At 60.5% G+C, this 19,822-nt stretch carries 17 protein-coding genes; 16 read left to right on the top strand and 1 reads right to left on the bottom strand.

The window, feature by feature from the left end:
- Positions 1-121 precede the first annotated feature (121 nt).
- The 6 genes from VE23_RS15970 to VE23_RS15945 all read left to right on the top strand — a co-directional run bounded on the left by VE23_RS15970 (position 122) and on the right by VE23_RS15945 (position 6,478).
- Positions 122-808: a response regulator transcription factor gene (locus VE23_RS15970; RefSeq protein WP_048744159.1), complete on the top strand. Its 687-nt coding sequence runs from the start codon at positions 122-124 to the stop codon at positions 806-808.
- The gene (locus tag VE23_RS15965) at positions 801-1,904 is read left to right on the top strand and encodes a sensor histidine kinase (protein ID WP_049868528.1); all 1,104 of its coding nucleotides are present in this window, start codon (positions 801-803) and stop codon (positions 1,902-1,904) included. Before VE23_RS15970 ends, VE23_RS15965 begins: the two co-directional genes overlap by 8 nt.
- Before the next feature lie 216 nt (positions 1,905-2,120).
- Positions 2,121-2,999 carry a M15 family metallopeptidase gene (locus tag VE23_RS15960; protein ID WP_021877677.1) on the top strand — a complete coding sequence of 293 codons (879 nt, stop codon included), beginning with the start codon at positions 2,121-2,123 and terminating at the stop codon, positions 2,997-2,999.
- A gap of 256 nt (positions 3,000-3,255) precedes the next feature.
- Positions 3,256-3,624, top strand: coding sequence for a MerR family transcriptional regulator (locus VE23_RS15955; RefSeq protein ID WP_232316974.1), 369 nt, complete (start codon positions 3,256-3,258; stop codon positions 3,622-3,624).
- A 12-nt stretch (positions 3,625-3,636) separates the two neighbouring features.
- Entirely contained in the window at positions 3,637-4,878 is a 1,242-nt protein-coding gene (locus tag VE23_RS15950; protein WP_049868526.1) for an MFS transporter, read from the top strand.
- Positions 4,879-5,065: 187 nt separating this feature from the next.
- A complete protein-coding gene (locus VE23_RS15945; protein ID WP_083436194.1) occupies positions 5,066-6,478 on the top strand; it encodes a DEAD/DEAH box helicase in 1,413 nt (470 codons plus the stop codon).
- Positions 6,479-6,672: 194 nt separating this feature from the next.
- Here VE23_RS15945 and VE23_RS25970 read toward each other — a convergent pair whose 3' ends face one another.
- Positions 6,673-6,825: a DUF1540 domain-containing protein gene (locus tag VE23_RS25970; RefSeq protein ID WP_083436193.1), complete on the bottom strand. Its 153-nt coding sequence runs from the start codon at positions 6,823-6,825 to the stop codon at positions 6,673-6,675.
- 194 nt (positions 6,826-7,019) lie between these two features.
- Here VE23_RS25970 and VE23_RS15940 point away from each other — a divergent pair, with 194 nt between their 5' ends.
- The 10 genes from VE23_RS15940 to VE23_RS15895 all read left to right on the top strand — a co-directional run bounded on the left by VE23_RS15940 (position 7,020) and on the right by VE23_RS15895 (position 19,718).
- On the top strand, positions 7,020-8,720 hold the full coding sequence (locus tag VE23_RS15940; protein ID WP_049868525.1) for a methyl-accepting chemotaxis protein: 1,701 nt from the start codon (positions 7,020-7,022) through the stop codon (positions 8,718-8,720).
- Positions 8,721-8,860: 140 nt separating this feature from the next.
- Positions 8,861-9,751 (top strand): cupin domain-containing protein, encoded by an 891-nt coding sequence (locus VE23_RS27755; protein WP_332310174.1) that lies wholly within the window; start codon positions 8,861-8,863, stop codon positions 9,749-9,751.
- A 168-nt stretch (positions 9,752-9,919) separates the two neighbouring features.
- Positions 9,920-11,077: a DUF3500 domain-containing protein gene (locus VE23_RS15930; protein WP_049868524.1), complete on the top strand. Its 1,158-nt coding sequence runs from the start codon at positions 9,920-9,922 to the stop codon at positions 11,075-11,077.
- 121 nt (positions 11,078-11,198) lie between these two features.
- The gene (gene ypfJ, locus VE23_RS15925) at positions 11,199-12,041 is read left to right on the top strand and encodes a KPN_02809 family neutral zinc metallopeptidase (RefSeq protein ID WP_048745789.1); all 843 of its coding nucleotides are present in this window, start codon (positions 11,199-11,201) and stop codon (positions 12,039-12,041) included.
- Positions 12,042-12,177: 136 nt separating this feature from the next.
- Positions 12,178-13,146 carry an AAA family ATPase gene (locus tag VE23_RS15920; protein WP_174806352.1) on the top strand — a complete coding sequence of 323 codons (969 nt, stop codon included), beginning with the start codon at positions 12,178-12,180 and terminating at the stop codon, positions 13,144-13,146.
- Complete coding sequence (locus VE23_RS15915; RefSeq protein ID WP_049868522.1) at positions 13,146-14,249, top strand: DUF58 domain-containing protein; 1,104 nt, start codon at positions 13,146-13,148, stop codon at positions 14,247-14,249. The genes VE23_RS15920 and VE23_RS15915 overlap by 1 nt, the downstream gene beginning before the upstream one ends.
- Positions 14,246-15,754, top strand: coding sequence for a hypothetical protein (locus VE23_RS15910; protein ID WP_049868521.1), 1,509 nt, complete (start codon positions 14,246-14,248; stop codon positions 15,752-15,754). Before VE23_RS15915 ends, VE23_RS15910 begins: the two co-directional genes overlap by 4 nt.
- A 76-nt stretch (positions 15,755-15,830) precedes the next feature.
- Entirely contained in the window at positions 15,831-17,357 is a 1,527-nt protein-coding gene (locus VE23_RS15905) for a phospholipase D family protein (RefSeq protein ID WP_084781540.1), read from the top strand.
- Between the two features lie 294 nt (positions 17,358-17,651).
- The gene (locus VE23_RS15900) at positions 17,652-18,422 is read left to right on the top strand and encodes an HAD family hydrolase (RefSeq protein ID WP_049868520.1); all 771 of its coding nucleotides are present in this window, start codon (positions 17,652-17,654) and stop codon (positions 18,420-18,422) included.
- 93 nt (positions 18,423-18,515) lie between these two features.
- On the top strand, positions 18,516-19,718 hold the full coding sequence (locus VE23_RS15895; RefSeq protein ID WP_049868519.1) for an MFS transporter: 1,203 nt from the start codon (positions 18,516-18,518) through the stop codon (positions 19,716-19,718).
- The last annotated feature ends 104 nt before the right edge of the window (positions 19,719-19,822 follow it).

Below are 19,822 nucleotides of genomic sequence, written 5' to 3'. Positions count from 1 at the left end.
GCGGTCTTTTTCCTGTTTTGACTGTTGTCTGCCCCCAACGATTGGTCTTTTGGAGCCGACTCTGGTAGAACTGAAGGAAAGAGATGCCTTGAAGGCAGGAATCAGGGAGGGGTGACAGCGGGTGAAGCCTATAACGGTTCTGGTCGCGGATGACGAGGCGGAGATTGCCGATCTGGTCGCTCTGCATCTGGAGAAGGAAGGATACAACGTCATCAAGGCGGCGGATGGTGCCGAGGCGCTGCGGACGATTCAGTCGCAGCCGGTCGACCTGGCCATTCTCGACATTATGATGCCGGGTCTCGACGGTTACGAGGTGACTCGGCAGACCCGGGTGGAGAATCATATTCCGATCATCATTCTGAGCGCCAAAACGTCGGACTTCGATAAAATATCCGGTCTGGTCATGGGGGCGGACGATTATATGACCAAGCCGTTCAACCCCCTTGAGCTTCTGGCGCGGGTCAATGCGCAGCTCCGGCGGTCTCTGCAGCTGAGCCGGCCGAAGGAGGAGCATTCGGTGCTGGAGCTTGGCGGAATGGCGATCGACTCCATGCGGCGCACAGTTGCCGTGTACGGGCAGAGCGTGGAGCTGACGCCCAAGGAATTCGACATCCTCCATCTGCTCGCAAGCCATCCCGGCAAGGTGTTCGCAGCCGAGAACATTTTCCGCCATGTGTGGGAAGAGGAATACTTCGAGAGCGGCAATACGGTGATGGTCCATATCCGCACGCTGCGCAAGAAGCTTGGCGAAGACAAGGACAAGTGGATCAAGACGATCTGGGGAGTGGGATACAAGTTCAATGGATAAGTGGCTGAGAAGCTTCAGAGCCCGAATGATCGCGCTGCTGGCGCTCAGCATGCTGCTGTCCGGCTTGGCGACGTACGCCGTGTTCAAGGGGCTGCAGTATTATTACAGCAATCATGTGAGATACGGGGAGCCGCTTGAGCGGCTCCGCCATGCGATCCGCAGCTTCGGGGATCTGAACTTCTTCCTGATCCTGTTCGTCCCGCTTGCGGTGCTCTTCTTCTTCTTCCTGACCAAGCCCTACGCCGCGTACTTCCGCGAAATATCGGACGGAATCGGACGCCTTGCATCCGGGGATTTTAGCGGGCGCGTAGACATCGCTTCCCGCGACGAGTTCGAGAGCATCGCGAGGGATATCAATGCGGCCAGCGCCAACCTGCAGCGCGCGGTCGAACGGGGCGATTTCGCGGAGAGCAGCAAGGACCAGCTCGTCCTGAATCTGGCCCATGACCTGCGCACGCCGCTTACTTCCGTGCTGGGCTACCTGGACCTCATCCTGCGCGAAGGCGGGCTGTCCCCGGAGCAGAAGCAGCATTACACGTCCATCGCGTTCAACAAGTCGAGGCGCCTCGAAAAGCTGATCGACGGCCTGTTCGAAGTCACCCGGATGAACTACGGCCGTCTCCCGCTCGAGACCGAGGCTCTGGATCTGAGCGAGCTGCTCGCGCAATTGAACGAAGAGCTCTATCCCCTGTTCCAGCAAAACCGGCTCAGCGTCAGGCCGGACATCGCCCCGGGTCTCATCGTGAACGGCGACGGCGAGCTGCTCGCGCGGGTGTTCGAGAATTTGCTCGCCAACGCCGCCCGGTACGGCAGGGACGGGGAGTTCGTGGATGTCCAATGCGGCAAAGAGGGGGAAGAAGCCGTCGTCCGCATCGCCAATTACGGCGATATGATTCCGGAGGACGAGCTGCCCCGCTTGTTCGAAATGTTCTATAAAGGCGATCGGGCCCGAACTCATCAGGAAGGAAGCACGGGACTCGGCCTGTTCATCGCCAAAAACATCATCGACCGGCACAAGGGGAAAATTGCGGCCGAAAGCAGCGCGATCCGAACCGTATTTGAAGTCCGCTTGCCGCTGCAAGGTCAAGCCGGATAAAGAGCGGCCGCAGCCTCCATGAAGAGCCTTCCCGGAACCTTTCGGAGAAGGCTTGATTGGCGTTCAGGGATGCCGCGTCCCGAATGTTGCTGTCCTTTGCCCTTCTTTCCCCGGTATCCAATCGCCGCCATTTAAGAAAAAATTTAAAAGGTCTGAAATTCTTCTTAATGACTTTCCCTTAGACTTGGCAAGAATAGAGCGGAGGGAAAGCGACGAATGAAAAAATACGCCATCATAGGACTGCTTATTCTAGCGGCGGCCGGCTGCGCGGCGAGGGAACCCCGGACGCAGCCTGGGCCGGCGGCGCCCTCTCAGACGGCATCGGACAATCCGGCCTCGGATCGTGCGCCGGCAACCGAATCCATTTCGGTCGGCAAAGCACAAATCAAGCAAGGGAATTTGGTGCTGGTCAATAAGGAACATGCCGTTCCGTCGACATACGCCAAGTCCGATGTGGTGAATCTGTACGAGCACAAGGAGCTCCTGGAAGGCTACGGCCTTCTCGACAACAAGATCCGGCTCTCCAAGAGCGTGGCGCTGCGGTTCATTGCGATGGTGAAGGACGCCGACAAGGACGGGGTCAACCATTTCCTGATCAGCAGCGGCTACAGGAGCGACGAGGAGCAGGACAAGCTCTACCGCGAGCTTGGCGGCAATTCGGCGCTTCCGCCGGGCCACAGCGAGCATAATCTGGGCCTGTCGCTGGATATCGGCTCCAGCACCGCCGAGATGAGCAAAGCCCCGGAAGGCAAGTGGCTGAAAAAGAACGCATGGAAGTACGGATTTATCCTGAGGTATCCGGAGGACAAGACCGACGTGACCGGCATCCGCTACGAGCCCTGGCATTTCCGTTACGTAGGTCTGCCGCATAGCGCGGTCATGCATCGGGAAGGACTCGTGCTGGAAGAATATCTGAACCTGCTGAAGGATCGAGGGGCGATCGAAACGGAAGTGGATGGCGCCAAGTACCGGATTTCCTATTATCCGGTCCAGAGTAAGACGACGGTGAAAATTCCGGCGGGAAAGCCGTACGAGCTGTCCGGCAACAATTCGGACGGGGTCATTGTTACGGTCCGGATAGACGGAGCGGGATAAGCAAGTGGGAATGCCAGCACCATAGAAGCGGGGCCTGCGGGACAGGGGCTCCGTTTTTTTCTATGCCCAAAAGCCCAAGAGTACCGCTTAAATCCGGATCTCCAGGCATCTTATCGAGAAAGGTTGACGTTGACGTTAAGGTTACAAGGTGGTATCTTTAAGATAATTATTTTAGTTATAAATAATATAGAGGGAAGGGATAAAAATCTACAAGATTGAAGATGTCGCCAACCTGTGCGGCCTGACGAAGCGGACGGTGCGCTATTACGAGGAGATCGGGCTGCTGGCTCCGGAACGCAGCGGGGGAGGCTTCCGTCTCTACACCGAATTCGATGTCGAGAGGCTGAAGAAGATCGTCAACGCTCGCGATTCGCTCGGCTTCTCGCTGCAGGAGCTTCAGGAATATGTCTCGATCGGCGAAGAGCTGAGCGAGCTGCGGGACGGCATCCGGCAGGTGGAGGATGCCGAACGCAAGCGCTCCATCATTGGCGATATGGAGAAGACCGTGGAGAAGCAGCTGAAGATGATGGATCAGAAGATCGCCAGGATCATGAAGATCCGGTCGGAATTTATCGAGCTGAAGGGCAAGATCCAGGAAGCCAAGATCAGATACGAAATCGAATAGGAGTGAGCCTTCGTGGCCAATAGAGCTCAACAAGCTGCAAAGCCTGAATTGCCCGCCGCGCGCAGCGGCATTCTGAATCAGCCGCGCGCCGTATGGGCCGTTTTTTTTGCCGGAATCATCGCCTTCATGGGGATCGGTCTGGTGGATCCCATCTTGCCGGCCATTTCCGAAAAGCTGAATGCGACGCCAAGCCAGGTCAGCCTGCTGTTCACCAGCTATAACGCCGTCATGGCCGTCGCCATGCTGATTACCGGCACGATCACTTCCCGGCTCGGCATGAAGCGGACGCTGCTGCTCGGCGTCGTCATCATCGCCATTTTCTCCGCTCTCGGCGGATTTTCCAATGGAATTTGGGAGCTGGTCGGGTACCGCGGGGGCTGGGGCCTAGGCAATGCGCTGTTCGTCGCCACGGCGCTGACGGCGATCGTGTCGCTCTCCCGCAGCGGCGTCGCCAAAGCCATCATCCTGTATGAAGCCGCCATCGGCCTCGGCATCTCCGTCGGCCCTATCCTCGGCGGCGAGCTCGGCTCGATCTCCTGGAGAGGACCGTTCCTCGGCGTTGCGGCCTTGATGGTTCTCGCTTTCATCGCGCTGGCGGTCCTCATGCCGAAGTCGGAAGCGCCGAAGACGCCGGCTTACGCCAAGAAGCTGTCGGCTTCCCTGCTGGATCCGTTCAAGGCGATGCGGCACCGGTCGCTGGTCGTGTTCGGGCTCACGGCATGCTTTTACAACTTCGGCTTCTTCACCCTGATGGCCTACGCTCCCTTCGTCATGGGGCTGGACATCCACGGCATCGGCTACGTCTTCCTCGGCTGGGGCGTTCTGCTCGCCTTCACCTCCGTCTTCATGGCGCCCAAGCTCCAGCGGGCGTTCGGCACGGTCAAGTCGATGGCGGTCATGCTGGCGCTGTTCGGCCTCACGCTGCTGGCGATGGGCATCTGGACCGATATCCACTGGGTTGTCATCGCTTGCGTTGTTTTCGCGGGGGCTCTGCTCGGCAACAACAATACGCTCATTACGACCGGCGTCATGAACGCCGCTCCCGTCGAGCGCTCGACAGCTTCCGCGGCCTACAGCTTCCTGCGGTTTCTCGGCGGCGCGATCGCGCCTTATTTCGCGGGCAAGCTGGCGGAATGGTTCAATCCCCATGTGCCGTTCATCGTGGGAGCCGCCTTCGTGCTTGTATCGGTGCTGTACATGCTGGCCAATCATAAGCATGTGAAGCATGTCGATGAGGTCGAGGCTGCCCATTGACAAACGGTTTTTGGTCAAGCCCCAAGAAGCAGGCTGCCGCCGGCGGCCTGCTTTTTTGGACTGCGCCGGCGCCTGAATGGAAGCGGCTTCTGCCAATGTTCCTGTATTCCCGCTCGCCGATGGGTTATGATGGAGGGGAACGGTTCGTGAGCACACGCGAAAATAGACGTTTAACATAGGAGACCATATGAAATTCGAAGAACTGAACATCGCGCCGGCCATACTCAAGGCGCTGAGCAAAGAAAACTATACGCAGCCTACGCCGATCCAGGAGAAGGCGATTCCGGCTGCGCTTGAAGGACGGGACGTGCTTGGCTGCGCCCAGACCGGCACAGGCAAGACGGCAGCGTTCTCCATTCCGATCATCCAGAAGCTGAGCGCCGGACGTCCGGGCGGCAAGCCTGCCGGCAAGCGGGTCATCCGCTCGCTCATCCTGACGCCGACGCGGGAGCTCGCCATCCAGATTGAAGAAAACATCAAGGCCTACAGCCGCTTCACCGAGCTGCGCAGCGTCGTCATCGTCGGCGGCGTCTCCCAGTATGCCCAGGAGCAGCAGCTGCAGCGCGGCACGGATATCCTGATCGCGACGCCGGGACGTCTGATCGACCTCATCAACCAGAAGCATGCCGATCTGCAGCATGTCGAAGTGCTTGTGCTGGACGAAGCCGACCGCATGCTCGACATGGGCTTCATCAACGACGTGAAGAAGATCATGACCAGGCTGCCCGCGAAGAGGCAGACGCTGTTCTTCTCCGCCACGATGCCTCCGGAGATCGCCCGTCTCGTGGAATCGCTGCTCGTGAATCCGGTCAAGATCGAAATTACCCCGGTGTCCTCGACGGTCGATCGGATCGAGCAGTCGGTGTACCTGGTCGACAAGGAAAACAAGCTGTCCCTGCTTACCCATCTGCTGCAGGACGAGACGATCTCCTCGGTGCTCGTCTTCACCCGCACGAAGCATGGAGCGGACCGGGTCGCGAAGGGCCTGGCGAAGAAAAGCATATCCGCCCAGGCGATTCACGGCGACAAGTCCCAGAACGCGCGCCAGGCTGCTCTGAGCAACTTCAAGAAAGGAGCGACGCGGGTGCTCGTAGCGACCGATATCGCCGCCCGCGGCATCGATATCGACGAGCTGTCCCATGTCATCCAGTTCAATCTGCCCAACATGCCCGAGACGTACGTGCACCGGATCGGCCGTACAGGACGGGCCGGACATAGCGGAATCGCCGTTTCGTTCTGCGAGGTGGAGGAGCTTCCTTACCTCAAGGATATCGAGAAGGTGACAAAGAAGAAAATTCCGGTTGTATCGGACCATCCGTACCCGATGCTGGGGGCTCCGGCGCCGTCGGAGAAGCCGGCCGCGCAGGCGAAGCAAGGCTCGTCCAAGGGCGGAGGCCAAGCGAGACAGGGCGGCGGCCGCGGCGGGAACCAAGGTGCTCAGGCAAAGCAAGCTTCCCCGGGCAACGGCGGCGGTCAAGCCAAGCACGGAGCCGGCCAAGGCGGCCAGTCGGGGCAAGGAGCCAAGCAGGGCTGGCAGCGCCGCGGAGGGCAGCGCCCGGCAGGAGAGCGCACGGCAGCTCCGGCGAACAAGAGCCGCTAAGCAGCGGGCAGTTCCTGCATCAGCAAGTTGAGCGGCATCAGCCGTCCGGCCGGAGGCCGGGCGGCTTTTTTGCGTATAAGGGTCTGGGCGGGAATAATTTCAGCCAACAGTGATAATCATTATCACTGTTGGTTATGCTAAAGGAGAGCCGGAAATGAGAACGGACAGCCGGCGGTCGGCTGTCCGAGTGGGAATCAAATTTTCGGTTCGAACGTTTTGCAGTCCGTCTCTTCGGAATTGCTGGCTGTTTTGCTGTGGCTGACGACATAGATGGACGTAGCCGCGCATTTATTGCCGGCAGCCCAGTGCCGGCAGGAGTTCACTTCGCAAAGAACATCCTTGGCCATTGCATTCACCTCCCTGCTTGATAGCATGGCCGAACGGCAGGGGGGCTTATACCTTGCTATTGCGCGTCCTTCCTCGACGATCTCTATTCCGCCAAAGTGAAAGCCTGCCAATCACTTTTCACCATTCCTCAATATTTTTCTCCACTCCGTCGATAACATACGTATCTTTTGACACGGAGGGATCCACAGACCCCATGAAGGTTAATTTCACCATTAGAATGAAGCTGATCAGCAGCTTTGTTTTGGTTTCTTTGTTATTTGGGCTATCGTCCGTTTTTACGGTCCACAACGTGGAGGATACGAAGAAATCCTATGACTACATCGTCAATACGGCCGGTGAGTTGAGGTCTCTCGCCCAATCCATCCAGACCGATTCCGCGGTGCAGATCAGCGCTTTCCGAGCATATATGCTGTATGGAGACGCCAAGTACAAAACGCAGATTTATGACGCCAACAGCCGGATCGACGCCGCTGTCAAAAAAGGGCTTGAGCTTGCGGTATTGGAGGAGTCCCAAAAACGGCTGAAAGCGATCGGCGAGGCCAACCAGCAATTCAAGCAAGTGACCGTCAAGGTGATGAACAGTTATTTGAGCAACAAGAAAAAGGCGGCGGAAGAAGGCGTCACGATCATTCTTCCCGTCAGTGAGTCCATTACGAGCCAGGCCGATTCCATGGCGGAATGGATGGGCGGCACCGTTATTCCCGACAATGTCAAGAAAGCGTCAGACCAGGCGCATGCAGGCTTGGTCGCCGTCATCGTCATCAGCACGGCGGCCGCTCTGGTCGCGCTGGCATTGGGCGGCCTCGTGTCGTGGTTTCTTACCCGTCCGCTCATCCGGCTGTCTGCATCGGTGAAGCAGGTCGCAGAGGGAAATCTGACGGGGGACAAGCTCGTCATCCACGGCCGGGACGAAATTTATCAGCTGAACGAAGCCTTCCATGAGATGACGGTCGGACTGAAAGAAATGATCGGGGGCATTGCCGGAAGCGCCGGACAGCTGGCCGCATCCGCCGAGCAGCTCAAGGTTGGGGCGCAGCAGTCGGGCAAGGCTGCCGAGACGGTCGCCTCCGCGATCCAGGAAATCGCGGGCGGCGCCGAGATGACGACGGTGCGGCTGGATCAGAATCAGAATGCCCTTCAGGAAGTGCTGGGAGGCGCAAGGCTCATCTCGGCGGGCTCCGAGAGCGTGCTGCAGTTCTCCCGCCAGACGTTCGGAGAGGCGGAGGACGGCAGCCGGTATGTGGAGGACAACCTGAACCAGATGAGATTCATTCATGAGTCGGTCCAAAAATCCAATGAGGTGATCGCCTCGCTGTCCGGACGCTCCCGCGAAATCGGCGGCATCCTGAAAGTCATTGCGGATCTGGCCCGTCAGACGAACCTGCTTGCCTTGAACGCGGCGATCGAAGCCGCCCGCGCCGGCGAGCACGGCAAAGGCTTCGGGGTCGTGGCCGGCGAAGTAAGGGCGCTTGCGGAGCAGTCGCAGCAGTCGGCCAAGAACATCGCGGCCTTGATCGCCGGCATCCAGCAGGACACGGAAGCGTCCGTCGCCATCATGAGCGAGGTTGTGGCTGGCGCTCAGCAGGGACTGAGCATATCGGAGCTCACCTCGGAGAAGTTCTCCCGAATTCTGTCCGGCACAGAAAACATGATTCCGCATATCGAGGAAATGGCGGATGTCGTGAAGCAGATTACGGGCAGCATTCAGGAGGTCACCGATGCGGCCTCGCAGATCGCCGGCATCGCCCAGTCCCATGCGGCCGGCTCGGAGGAAGCCGCTGCCTCGACCGAAGAGCAGCTTGCGTCGATGGAGGAGATCCATGCTTCGGCCAGCAATCTCTCCGCTATGGCGGAAGAGATGAAGCGGATGGTCGACCGGTTCAAGATCGAATAGCTTGAGTAAGCGCGGGCTTGTTGCCCGTGCTTTTTCTTTTTTTAGGATGCAGGCGATGGGCTTGCCGGCAGGGAGGAGCAGATCGGCCGTTCTGGGCATACAGTGAACTAGACTGCAACCTAGAGTGGAGGAACATGAACGTGACCGATTCCATCCTGCAATCCCCGAATTTGACCTTATGCGCTGACTCCAACGAGGTGCTGAATTTCAAGCGGGATTCGCACAACTACATTACGCAGCTGTTCGGCGAGCAGCTTCCGGCCATCCGGACGGGCCTATTCAACGTTCATTTGACTAAAGGCATCATCATTCAGCCGCATTGGCATACCAATGTGACGGAGCTGGTCTTCGTCATCAGCGGCGAAGTCATGACCTCCGTATTTGATCCGTTCACTCAGAAGCTGATGAACTGCAAGCTGAAGCCGGGTCAAGTCGCCGTCTTGCCGAAGGGCTGGTTCCACTGGATCGTGACGCTGTCCGAGAAGGCTCATATCCTGACGATATTCGATCAGCCGACTCCGGATATCGTCTATGGCTCGGACTTCCTCCGCTTCACGCCCAAGGAAATCATGAACCTGGCGTACTGCGTAGATGAAGAAGAATACGCCAAGGCTGTGGCGCCGATCCAGCAGTCCCTCATTCTTGGACCGCCTCCGGGCTGCAGCAAGGTCCAGGCGCTGCAGGAGGCTCCCGGCGGGCATGGCTACGGCGTTGGCCACGCTCAGCCGCTCGTGCAGGGAATGGCCGGCATGTACGGCCATGGATACGGCGGCGGGCAGATGATGCCGGAAATGCAGGGAATGCCCGGCATGTACGGCCATGGATACGGCGGCGGGCCGATGATGCCGGAAATGCAGGGAATGCAGGGAATGCCAGGTCCTTACGGCCATGCCTATTTGTACAAATCCCCGGCTGTTCATCCTGAGGGGCATGAAGACTACATGGGCGCTGTTCCATCGGAGGAAGCTGATTTGTATCTGTATGGCGGGAACGGGCGTTTCGCTCCGGCAGCCGGCCGAGAGAACGGATAAGTCGTCTGCGGAAGGGCGGGCCGTCAGTCATCCCATTGACTGAGGGACCGCTCCTTTTTGCGTTCTTCCACAATAATGGAATGATCAGGCGGCCGAATGCGAATGCTAGGCATGACAGGCAGGCGCCGCACCCGTTATCTCATCTGGATAAAGGAGTCTTAACCGATCATGAACAAAAGCATAGCCGCAGCGGCGCTTCTGGCGCTGATGCTGGCTTGGCCGGGCAATTCCGCCGGCGCGGTGGGAGCAGCCGCATGGAACGCATCATATGAGGGCGGGGCCAATCCGGTCCAGAAGCCGGCTCCCGGCAAGAAGGGAAGCGGGGCGGATGTGTACACCGCCTTGCAGAAAGGCATCGCCCGCGAGGCGAAGGCCGCATGCTCCCGATTGCCCCATGACAGCCGGGTCGCATGTCTTGCCCGCGCGCTTGAGGATACCCTCCCAAGGCAGCAGCGCAAGGCGATCCGGTATCCGTTCACAGCAAAGCATGCGGTGAATTGGAGCTATCTCCCGCTCGAGGAGGCGCCGCGCAACGGCATTTCTCTGGGCTCGATGAGTCCTGCCAGCCTGGAAGCCTTCAAAGCGCTCGCTGCGGAAGCTCTTGGGCCGCATGGCTACCATACGATGAAAGCAATCCTATTGGCCGATCAGGCGGAGCAGGAGGCTTCAGGCAACCCGAAATGGGATTCCCGTCTATATCATGTGGCGTTTCTGGGAGATCCGAGCGAGTCGAACCCATGGATGCTGCAGATCAGCGGCCACCATCTGGCTGTCAACCGGACGTACCATACGCGAGAGCAAGGCTTGACCCCGATGTTCGTCGGCATCGAGCCGAGAATCTCTGCGGCGGGCGGCCGGACCTATGGACCGATGGAAGGCCGGCTCCAAGCCTCCTACGAGCTGTTCCGTTCTCTGAACCCCGATCAGCTGGCGGCGGCTCAGCTCGAGGAGAAGTTCGAGGATGTGCGTCTCGGACCGGGCAGGGATGCGAGGTTCCCCGAGCACGAGGGCCTTCCGTACTCCCATCTGGACGACAAGCAGAAGCGCAAGGTGAGAGAAGCCGTCACCGGCTGGGCGATCGACGCCCATCCTTCCGATATGCCGCAGCTGCTGGCGGACTACTTCGCGGAAGAAGCTCTGGATAGGACCTACATCGGCTGGTCGGGCTCGTTGGACGACAAGGAGCCGGGCTCCTACCTTCGAATCGAAGGCCCCCGCTTATGGATCGAATCCGTCGTGAAGAGGGAAGCTGCGATGCCCGGGCGCGGCCATGTCCATTCCGTCTGGCGCGACCGCAAAGCCGATTACGGCGGATGCTTTTTCTGACCTCCGGCGCCGGGCCGGCTCCATGAAAGCTCTTCCAGCGTCAAACCGCCTCCTGCGGGTATATCAAAGGTAAACCTTTCAACGGGAAATGACCTTTGGAGATAGACGAGGAGGAGTCGCCATGCGGTGGCAAGGCAGGCAGGGAAGCGGCAACGTGGAGGACCGGAGGGGAATGGGCGGCGGAGGCAAGCTGGTCGGCGGCGGAATCGGCGGAATCATCCTGATTCTGATCGTCACGCTTCTCGGCGGAAATCCCGGCGACCTGCTCGGAGGCATGACCGGCGGGCAGAGCTCCTCGGAGCCCTATGAGCAGACGCAGCAGGAGCAGGAGCTGTCCCAGTTCGTGTCAGTCGTGCTGGCGGACACCGAGACGGTCTGGACCGACGTGTTTGAGAAGCAGGGAATGACCTATGAAAAGCCGACGCTCGTCCTTTACAACGATTCGGTCCAATCCGCCTGCGGCAGCGCGTCCTCGGCGGTGGGGCCGTTCTATTGTCCGGGCGACCGCAAGCTGTACATCGACCTCAGCTTCTACGACGAGCTGAAGCAGAGGTTCAAGGCGCCGGGCGACTTCGCGATGGCTTACGTCATCGCCCACGAGGTCGGGCATCACGTGCAGACGCTGCTCGGCACGATGGACAAGATCGCTCCGCTGCGCGAAAAGCTCAGCGAGACGGAGTACAACAAGTACCAGGTCCGGCTGGAGCTGCAGGCGGACTATTATGCCGGCGTCTGGGCCCACTACGAGCAAGGAAACAATCTGCTCGAGGAAGGCGACGTCGACGAGGCCCTGACGGCAGCCAGCGCGGTCGGCGACGACAGCATCCAGCAGCAGTCGCAAGGGTATGTCGTGCCGGAGAGCTTCACGCACGGCACATCGGAGCAGCGCAAGCGCTGGTTCTACAAAGGCTTCGAATCGGGGACGATCAAGGGCGGGGATACGTTCAGCGTCCAGAACCCCTGATTTCCCCAGACAGGCGGACTCTTTCAGGAGTCCGCCTGTCTGTTTTTTCCAGATCCCATTTGCTAGAATAGAATCGTAGAGGCATGCGGCCTGCGAAGGCCCGCCTCAAGCGACGATATCGAGAGGAAGTGGCAATGTGCATCAAGTGCAGCAGCTGGCCGCCAGAGTGAAGGAGAACATCAACCGGGTAATGGTAGGGAAGGATCGAGAGATCGACCTGCTGCTGACCGCTTTGCTGGCATCGGGGCATGTGCTGCTCGAGGATGTGCCGGGAACGGGCAAGACGATGCTGGCCAAGAGCCTGGCCGCATCGCTCAGCCTCGACTTTCAGAGGATTCAGTTCACCCCCGACCTGCTCCCCTCCGACTTGACGGGGATCCACTACTACCATCAGAAGGACGGCGAATTCTATTTCCGCAAGGGTCCTTTGTTCACGCAGATCGTGCTTGCAGACGAGATCAACCGCGCCACGCCACGAACGCAGTCGAGCCTTCTGGAATGCATGGAGGAGCGGCAGATCAGCATTGAAGGAAAGACGATGGAGCTGCAGAAGCCGTTCATGGTGGTGGCGACCCAGAATCCCGTCGACAACCAGGGCACGTTCCCGCTGCCGGAAGCGCAGATGGACCGATTCATGATCCGGATGAATTTGGGGTATCCTTCCCGAGAGGAAGGAAGGGAAATCCTGCTGCGCACCGTCGGCGCCGTCTCTCCATGGGCGGAAGCGCTGAGGCCGGCCGCCTCGGCAGCAGAGGTGCTGGAGGCGCAGCGGCTGTGCGCCGGCGTATCGGTGCATGCGGACCTGCTCGATTACATGGTCGCCCTCGCGGAGGCGAGCCGCTCCAATCCGGAAGTCGCGCTCGGCATCAGCCCTCGCGGCACTCAGGCGTGGATGCGGGCTTCCCAAGCCTATGCGGCCATGCACGGCCGCAGCTATGTGCTGCCGGATGACATCAAACGGCTCGCTGTGCCGGCATGCGCCCATCGAATCGTCCTGAAGAGGCGCCATTCGACGGAGGCCCGGCCGGCGGAAGCGCTTGTTCGGGAGCTGCTGGACGCGATGCCCGTACCGAGCGAAGAAGGCCTTGGGGCCGAGGCTCGCTGATGGAGCTGCTGCTCCTGCTTGCCGTCTGCGGAGCTCTCGTCTACGCTCAGGGACTGGTGCTCGGCAAAGGATCCCTGCGCGGGGTGAAGGTGTCCCGCCGCTTCAGCGAGGAAGCCTGCTACGCGGGCGATCGGCTGGAAATTGTCGAGACGATCGAGAATGCCAAGGGGCTTCCCGTCCCCTGGCTGCGCCTGGAGACGATGCTTCCCGCCTCCATCGTCTTCCGCGGCCGCGGCGATACGTCCGTCAGCCGCGGCAGGATCTATCAGAACCATACGAGCCTGTTCACGCTGCAGCCGCGTGTCAAGATCGTCCGCACTCATCAGACGACCTGCGTCAGCAGAGGCGTATTTGTCATGGAGACGGCGTCTCTGACTGGCGGAGACCTGTTCTCTATCCATACGCCGTCGATTACCCTGTCGCTTCCGCATAAGCTCACCGTATACCCGGCTCCGATGGAAGAGAGCGTCATGCCCGACTCCTGGCGAAGCTGGCAGGGAGAGCTCGAGGTGAGGCGCTGGATCGTCGAGGACCCGTTCGTCGTCAGCGGCACGCGGGCGTACTTGCCCGGAGACGCGTTCAACCGCATCGACTGGAAGGCATCGGCCCGCTCGCTGGAGCTGCAGGTGCGCCGGCATGGGCATACGGCCGATCCCCGCGCCATGATCCTGTTGAATATCGAGGAATCCGAAATGATGTGGGACCGGGTGACAAGGCCGGGCGACATGGAGACGACGATCAGCTGCGCGGCTTCTCTGGCTGCCGGAATGCTGGGCCGCGGCCTGTCGGCCGGATTCGCCCATAACGCAGTGGTCAGCCGGTATTCGGACGATACCGGGAGAGTGGAGTTCGGCAGCGGCAGCGGGAAGCTCGACGAGACGCTAGCTTCCATGGCCGCGATAGAGCCGAGAATTCGGATGCCGTTTTATGAGCTTCTCCGACGGGAAGCGGAGCTGGAGCTGTCGGACGGGATGGATTATCTGCTCGTGACGGCGTTCCGGTCGGACCGGATAATGGAGGCGGCGGCGCTGCTGGAGCAGTCCGGCCACCGCGTTGCTTTCGTGGAGCCGCCTGTCCGCACGAAGGGAGGGAGACGGTCATGAGAAGAGATCGTTCCGCCGGTCCAGGCACCCGTTCTGTACCTGACGCGCCTTCTTCCCCGAAGGGAGAAGCCGTCCGCCCCGATTACGAGGCCGGAGGCGGAGGGGAGCATGCCGACCTGCAAGCTCCGCATTCCGGCCTGGAGCCCCAGACCGGCCAAGCGCCAAGGCCGTCCGGCCGTCAGCCTCAAGCGGTTCCGTCCATGCTGGTCTTTTCGCTGCTTGAATGTCTGGCGCTGTATCCGGTCCTGCTGCTGGGAGCCGTCTTCCCCACGTTCCGGGCTGCGGAACTGCCGACATTCCTGCCGCCGCTGCTGCTCGGCCTCATCGTGCTGGCGCTCCATGCGGCGGCTGCGATCGCCGGGAGCCGCGTATCCCTTGGGCCTGCCGGGCGGCTGGCCAAGGCATTCCTGGCTCTGGCCGGCGCCGGCGCAGGAGCCTGGATCGGCCTGCGGCTGTTCCCCGGGTCATCCGAGACCGCAGAAGCCATCCGCGCTTGCGTATGGGGATTTGCCGCCGGAGCCGCCGCCGTCAGAGGGCTCATTGCAGGAAGGCGATCGCTGTGGAACCAGGCTGCGCCGATGCTCGTCCAGGTGGGGATGCTGGCATCTTTCGTCCTCTATATCGTCGTTCTGACGAATGCCTACCTGAAGCCGTACGCCTTCTCCGTTCAGGTCTCCTTTACGCTCGCTCTGTGCCTGTATCTGCTTCGCCTGAACCGCCTGCAGATTCAAAATGCCGCTGGCAAGGACGGGGCCGGCTGGCGGGGCACACCCGCGATGCGGTATTGGAACCGGCTGCTGACGGGATCCCTCGTCGCGCTCATGCTTGTAATCGGCGCCTGGCAAGGGCTTGCCGATTCCTTGCGCCATCTCCGCGACGCGATGCTGGCGGCGCTGAGGCGTCCCCCCGCAGAGCAGGGGCTGCCCCCGCTTGAGCCGCAACAACCGCCTGCAGGCGAAGCGGGGCCCATGCAGCTGCCGGAGGCCAAGGAGCCGAACGAATGGATCGTGCTGATCGGCAATATCCTGATCGTCATCGTGCTTTTGATCGCCGCCGTTCTGCTGGCTTACTTCCTGTACCTCCTCCTGCGGCGCATCCTTCCGGAGCGGATCCGACAGCTGGCGGAGGCGCTGTTCCGCAGGCTCAAGCTGCTGAGGTCGCTCAAGCCGCCGTCCGGCTCGGATTACACGGACGAGGTCATCAAGCTGGAGCGGGTGCCCCGGAAGCGCAAGAAACGCTCCGCTGGCCGCAAGGCGCAGGAGGAGCCGCAGGGCGACGGCGGCGATCCGCGGATGCGGTACCGCTCCTTCATCCGCGGCGCGATAGCCCAAGGCTACGAATATCGGCCCAGCCTGACTCCGGAAGAGCATGCCGCGAATCTGTCCGCGGCGGAAGAGCCGTTCACCTCCCTGACGCCGGAAGAGGCCGGCAAGCTCGCGCAGACATACGGGGAAGCCAGGTACGGGAAGGCGGAGGACCGGGCTCGGGGCCGCGGCGGCTCTTAGGAGCCGAGAAGCCTGTTTCAAAAAGCAGCCAAGGGCGGTACACAAGGGGAGACCCCTGTTAGGAGAGAAACCATCCATGAAACGAGCTTCGATCCCATCGCATTCCGACTCTCCTGGCCGGAGCCAAGGCCGGTCCGGCCGGCATTCGAGGCCTTTTTACCGCAGGCCCTGGCTGCTGGCCGTCCTTGCCCTGCTGATTCTGTACGGCGTCGTTGTCGTTTATCAGACCCATAAGCCGCTTCCTCCCGGAGTATCCTTCGAGGGAACGGTCCATTACGTTCCGGACGGCAGCCTGGAGCTGCTCACCGACCTTACGCATCGGGACGCCAGCGGCGGGCAGCAGGTGGAGCAGCAGATTTTCGAGCGCATGTTCCAGGCGATCGGCAACGCAAGGCAGTTCATCGTTCTCGATATGTTCCTGTACAACGGTTATGCCAACAAGGGACAGTCCTACCCGCCGCTCAGCCGCAAGATGACGGACAAGCTGATACAGCAGAAGAAGCGGTACCCCGAGCTTGCGGCGGTCGTCATTACCGACGATGTCAACACCTCCTACGGCTCCCATGACGATCCGGAGCTGGAGCTACTGAAGCGCGCGGGCATCCAGGTGTCGATTACGAACGTCAACCCGCTGCGGGATTCCAATCCGCTCTACACCGCCGCCTGGAGGATGACGGCAGGCTGGTTCGGGCAGCACGGCAAGGGCTGGCTTCCGAACAAGATGGCGAGCGAGGCGCCGGACATGACGCTGCGCTCCTACTTGAAGCTCGTCAACGCCAAGGCCAACCACCGCAAGGTGCTCATTACGGAGAAAGAGCTCGTTCTTGCAAGCGCCAACGCCCATGATTCCAGCTTCTATAATTCCAACAGCGGGTATGCCGTAAGCGGAAGCAGCGGGCTGATCGGAGAAGCGCTGCGCACCGAGCAGGCGGCTCTCGATCTGTCCAGGGCAGGCATCCGGCTGCCTGATGCTCCTCCGCCCGCGGCAGCCGAATCGGCCGCGCAAGGAACGGTCGGCGTGCAGCTGCTGACCGAGGGCAAGATCCGCAAGCATGTGCTTGCCGATCTGAAGGAGGCCGGCGCCGGCGACACCGTCTGGATGGGCATGTTCTATCTGGCCGACCGCAGCGTCGTGCGGGCTCTCCTCGATGCGTCCGGGCGGGGCGCCGAAATCCGGCTGATCCTGGACCCCAACGAAGTCGCCTTCGGCAACAGCAAGATCGGCATCCCGAACCGTCCCGTGGCGCAGGAGCTTGCTAACAAGTCGGACGGGAACATCCAGATCCGCTGGTACAACACGGACAAGGAGCAGTATCATGTCAAGGCGATGCTCATCGCAGGTCCGGAAGGCTCGGTCATCCACAACGGCTCCGCCAACTTCACGGCCCGCAACCTCGACGATCTGAACCTGGAATCGAATCTGAGAATAACGGCCCCTTCCGGAAGCCGTGCGGCGATGGAGGCGGAGGCATATTTTCAGCGGCTCTGGTCCAATGAGGATGCGCCGTATACGGCCGAATATGGCCAGTACGAGAATGACACGGTCTGGATCAAGCGCGTGCTTTACCGAGTGCAGGATTTGCTTGGCTTTACGACATTTTGACAAATCAAGCCGCATTCGGCCCTAAGGGGCCGGGGCGGTTTTTTGCCGCTTGCGGCGAAGCGTCCTGGATTGCCATGAACAGCAGCGGATGGCATGGGCCGCACAGACGACGCTTGAGGAGGTTGTCTCTGAAAGTAGGGGGCATTGCGGCCTAATAGCCAGAGACAAGCGCGGAAAGCCGCCTTGCCGGCCTTCCGCATGGCTATGCAAGTGCTATGCCGATCCTATATAGTGGAAAAAAAAGAGCGCTCCGCACAACGGACGGGAAGCGCGACAAGGGAGAGGACAAGCCATATGCCGCAAATTCTCGCAGCAGGCCGCATATTCGAAGCGGAAGCCATTTTGTTCGACAAGGACGGAACGCTCCTTGATTTCGTCCATACCTGGGGAGCTTGGGCGCGCCATATGAAGCAGCATTTCAGCGACAAGCTCGAGGAGCGGGGGCTTGAGCCTCTCTCTCTGGAAGAACTGGGCAACGAGTGGGGAATCTCGTTCTCGAAGGACGGCAAAGCCGAGAGCTACGACCGCAGCGGCCCCCTGTCGATGGGAACGCTGCATGAGCTGCTGGCGCTGCTGAGCGCATGCGGCTACCGGCGCGGCCTGTCCTGGGCCGATGCCCGGGTGGCGGTGCACGAGAGCTGGCAGCATGCCGATCGGGAGCTCGACCGGGAGCGTGCCGCTCTAGCCCTGCCAGGCGTAACGGAGCTGCTCGATGCCTGCCGCGCTGCAGGCATCCCGATGGCTGTCGTGACGGCGGACGAAACGATCGCGGCGGTCAAGCATCTTTCCTGGCTCGGCCTCGACGGACACTTCGGCGAAATCATCGGCACCGACCTTGTCGAACGCGGCAAGCCCTATCCCGACATGGCGGAGCTCGCCTGCCGCCGGATGGGACTGGACATCTCCAAGGTCGTCATCATCGGCGACTCCAACGGGGATATGCTCATGGCCAAGGCGGCCGGAGCGGCGGCTGCGATCGGACTGGCTGCGGGCGAGGCGGCCCTTCAGCTGCCGGATGCCGACGTCGTCGCGGCCTCCTGCGAGGATATTCGGCTGCTGCCATAGTGCCGAAGCTGTCACATTTTCCTTATTGTGGAACATGGAATCCGTGATAGATTGAAGAAAACGGTTTCTTTTCCACGAGGAGGATAGACAGCCTTGAAATCCTGGAAGCATGCAGCCCTTCTCGTCGGCGGGTTGGGGTTTTCGCATCTCGGCAACTGGATTTATTTCGTCGCCATCAACATCGCCCTGCTGGAGCTGACGGACGGCTCCGCTGCCGCTATGGCGGGACTGTTCGTCATCCGGCCGATCGCGCTTCTGCTGACCAATTTCTGGTCGGGCAGCATCGTCGACCGCACCGATGTGCGCAAGCTCATGGTTTTGACCGACGTCGTGCGCGGCACGCTCATGCTTTTTATTCCGTTCGCCTCCTCGGTATGGCTCATCTTCGGGCTCCTTTTCCTCATCAGCCTGGCCGGCTCGTTCTTCGGCCCAAGCCAGTCGGTCTACATCACGAAGCTCATCCCGGCGGAAGACCGCCAGCGGTTCAACTCCATTCTCGGCATGAGCAGCTCGGGCGCCTTCCTGCTCGGGCCTGCCCTATCGGGGCTGCTCATCTACCGTTTCGGCACGGACTTCAGCATCTATTTCAACGCCGCCACCTTCTTCGTCTGCGCCTTGATGATCTCCCTGCTGCCCGCGGTTCCCCGGCTTGAAGGGACGGCCCGGGAGCCCGTCACGCTGCGCATGCTTCGAGCCGATTGGGGCGCCGTGCGCAGCTTCGTCCTGACCGCGCCGTCCTTCCTGGCCATCTATCTGCTGTTCCAAAGCGCCGTCATCATCGGCTACTCGATCGACTCCCAAGAATTGACGTATATCAAGCAGCATCTCAAGCTCTCCACGGAGCAATACGGGTTCATCGTCAGCGTGACGGGCATCGGAGCGCTGGCGGGCTCCTTTACGGCAGCCCTGCTCGCAAAGCGGATCTCCTGGCGCTGGTATCTCGGTCCGGCGACGCTTCTGACGTGCATCTTTTACTTTCTTTTCTATTTGTCGCATACGTTCTTCCTGGCTGCAGCAGCCTTTGTCCTGCTCGGGTTTTTCATGTCCTATGCCGGAGCCGGCTACGCCACCTGGTTTCAGAAGCAGGTTCCTGCCGACAAGATAGGCCGTGTAGCCAGCCTTGCCGACGCCGCGCAAGGTGCGCTTCAGATCGGCCTCACCCTTGCGGTCGGAGGGCTTGCGGATGGACTCGGTCTTCAAGCGGTCTGTCTCTTCTTCTCTGCCGCAGCTATCGTGCTCGGCTTGTTCTTGAGCATCAAGGTGCTGGGTCAAAATCCGTCTAAACCGATTGCGTAATACTTAGAGTTACTTTGTACGACTTGGCCAAGCCAATCTGGCTTGTGGCGGCAAATGCCGCAACCAGGCGGCTTTTGCAGGATGAGACCCTGGCAGCCGCCAGC

It is taken from the genome of Paenibacillus sp. D9 (assembly GCF_001188365.1).
Taxonomy (GTDB): Bacteria; Bacillota; Bacilli; order Paenibacillales; family Paenibacillaceae; genus Paenibacillus_O; species Paenibacillus_O humicus.
Note: the sequence above shows the minus strand (reverse complement) of the source record. Positions and strands in the feature narration are given on the sequence as shown.

Coding starts and splice junctions, on each gene's coding strand:
- VE23_RS15965 (WP_049868528.1), top strand. CDS start 801: ATGGATAAGTGGCTGAGAAGCTTCAGAGCCCGAATGATCGCGCTGCTG.
- VE23_RS15960 (WP_021877677.1), top strand. CDS start 2,121: ATGAAAAAATACGCCATCATAGGACTGCTTATTCTAGCGGCGGCCGGC.
- VE23_RS15945 (WP_083436194.1), top strand. CDS start 5,066: ATGAAATTCGAAGAACTGAACATCGCGCCGGCCATACTCAAGGCGCTG.
- VE23_RS25970 (WP_083436193.1), bottom strand. CDS start 6,825: ATGGCCAAGGATGTTCTTTGCGAAGTGAACTCCTGCCGGCACTGGGCT.
- VE23_RS15940 (WP_049868525.1), top strand. CDS start 7,020: ATGAAGGTTAATTTCACCATTAGAATGAAGCTGATCAGCAGCTTTGTT.
- VE23_RS15930 (WP_049868524.1), top strand. CDS start 9,920: ATGAACAAAAGCATAGCCGCAGCGGCGCTTCTGGCGCTGATGCTGGCT.
- ypfJ (WP_048745789.1), top strand. CDS start 11,199: ATGCGGTGGCAAGGCAGGCAGGGAAGCGGCAACGTGGAGGACCGGAGG.
- VE23_RS15915 (WP_049868522.1), top strand. CDS start 13,146: ATGGAGCTGCTGCTCCTGCTTGCCGTCTGCGGAGCTCTCGTCTACGCT.
- VE23_RS15910 (WP_049868521.1), top strand. CDS start 14,246: ATGAGAAGAGATCGTTCCGCCGGTCCAGGCACCCGTTCTGTACCTGAC.
- VE23_RS15905 (WP_084781540.1), top strand. CDS start 15,831: ATGAAACGAGCTTCGATCCCATCGCATTCCGACTCTCCTGGCCGGAGC.
- VE23_RS15900 (WP_049868520.1), top strand. CDS start 17,652: ATGCCGCAAATTCTCGCAGCAGGCCGCATATTCGAAGCGGAAGCCATT.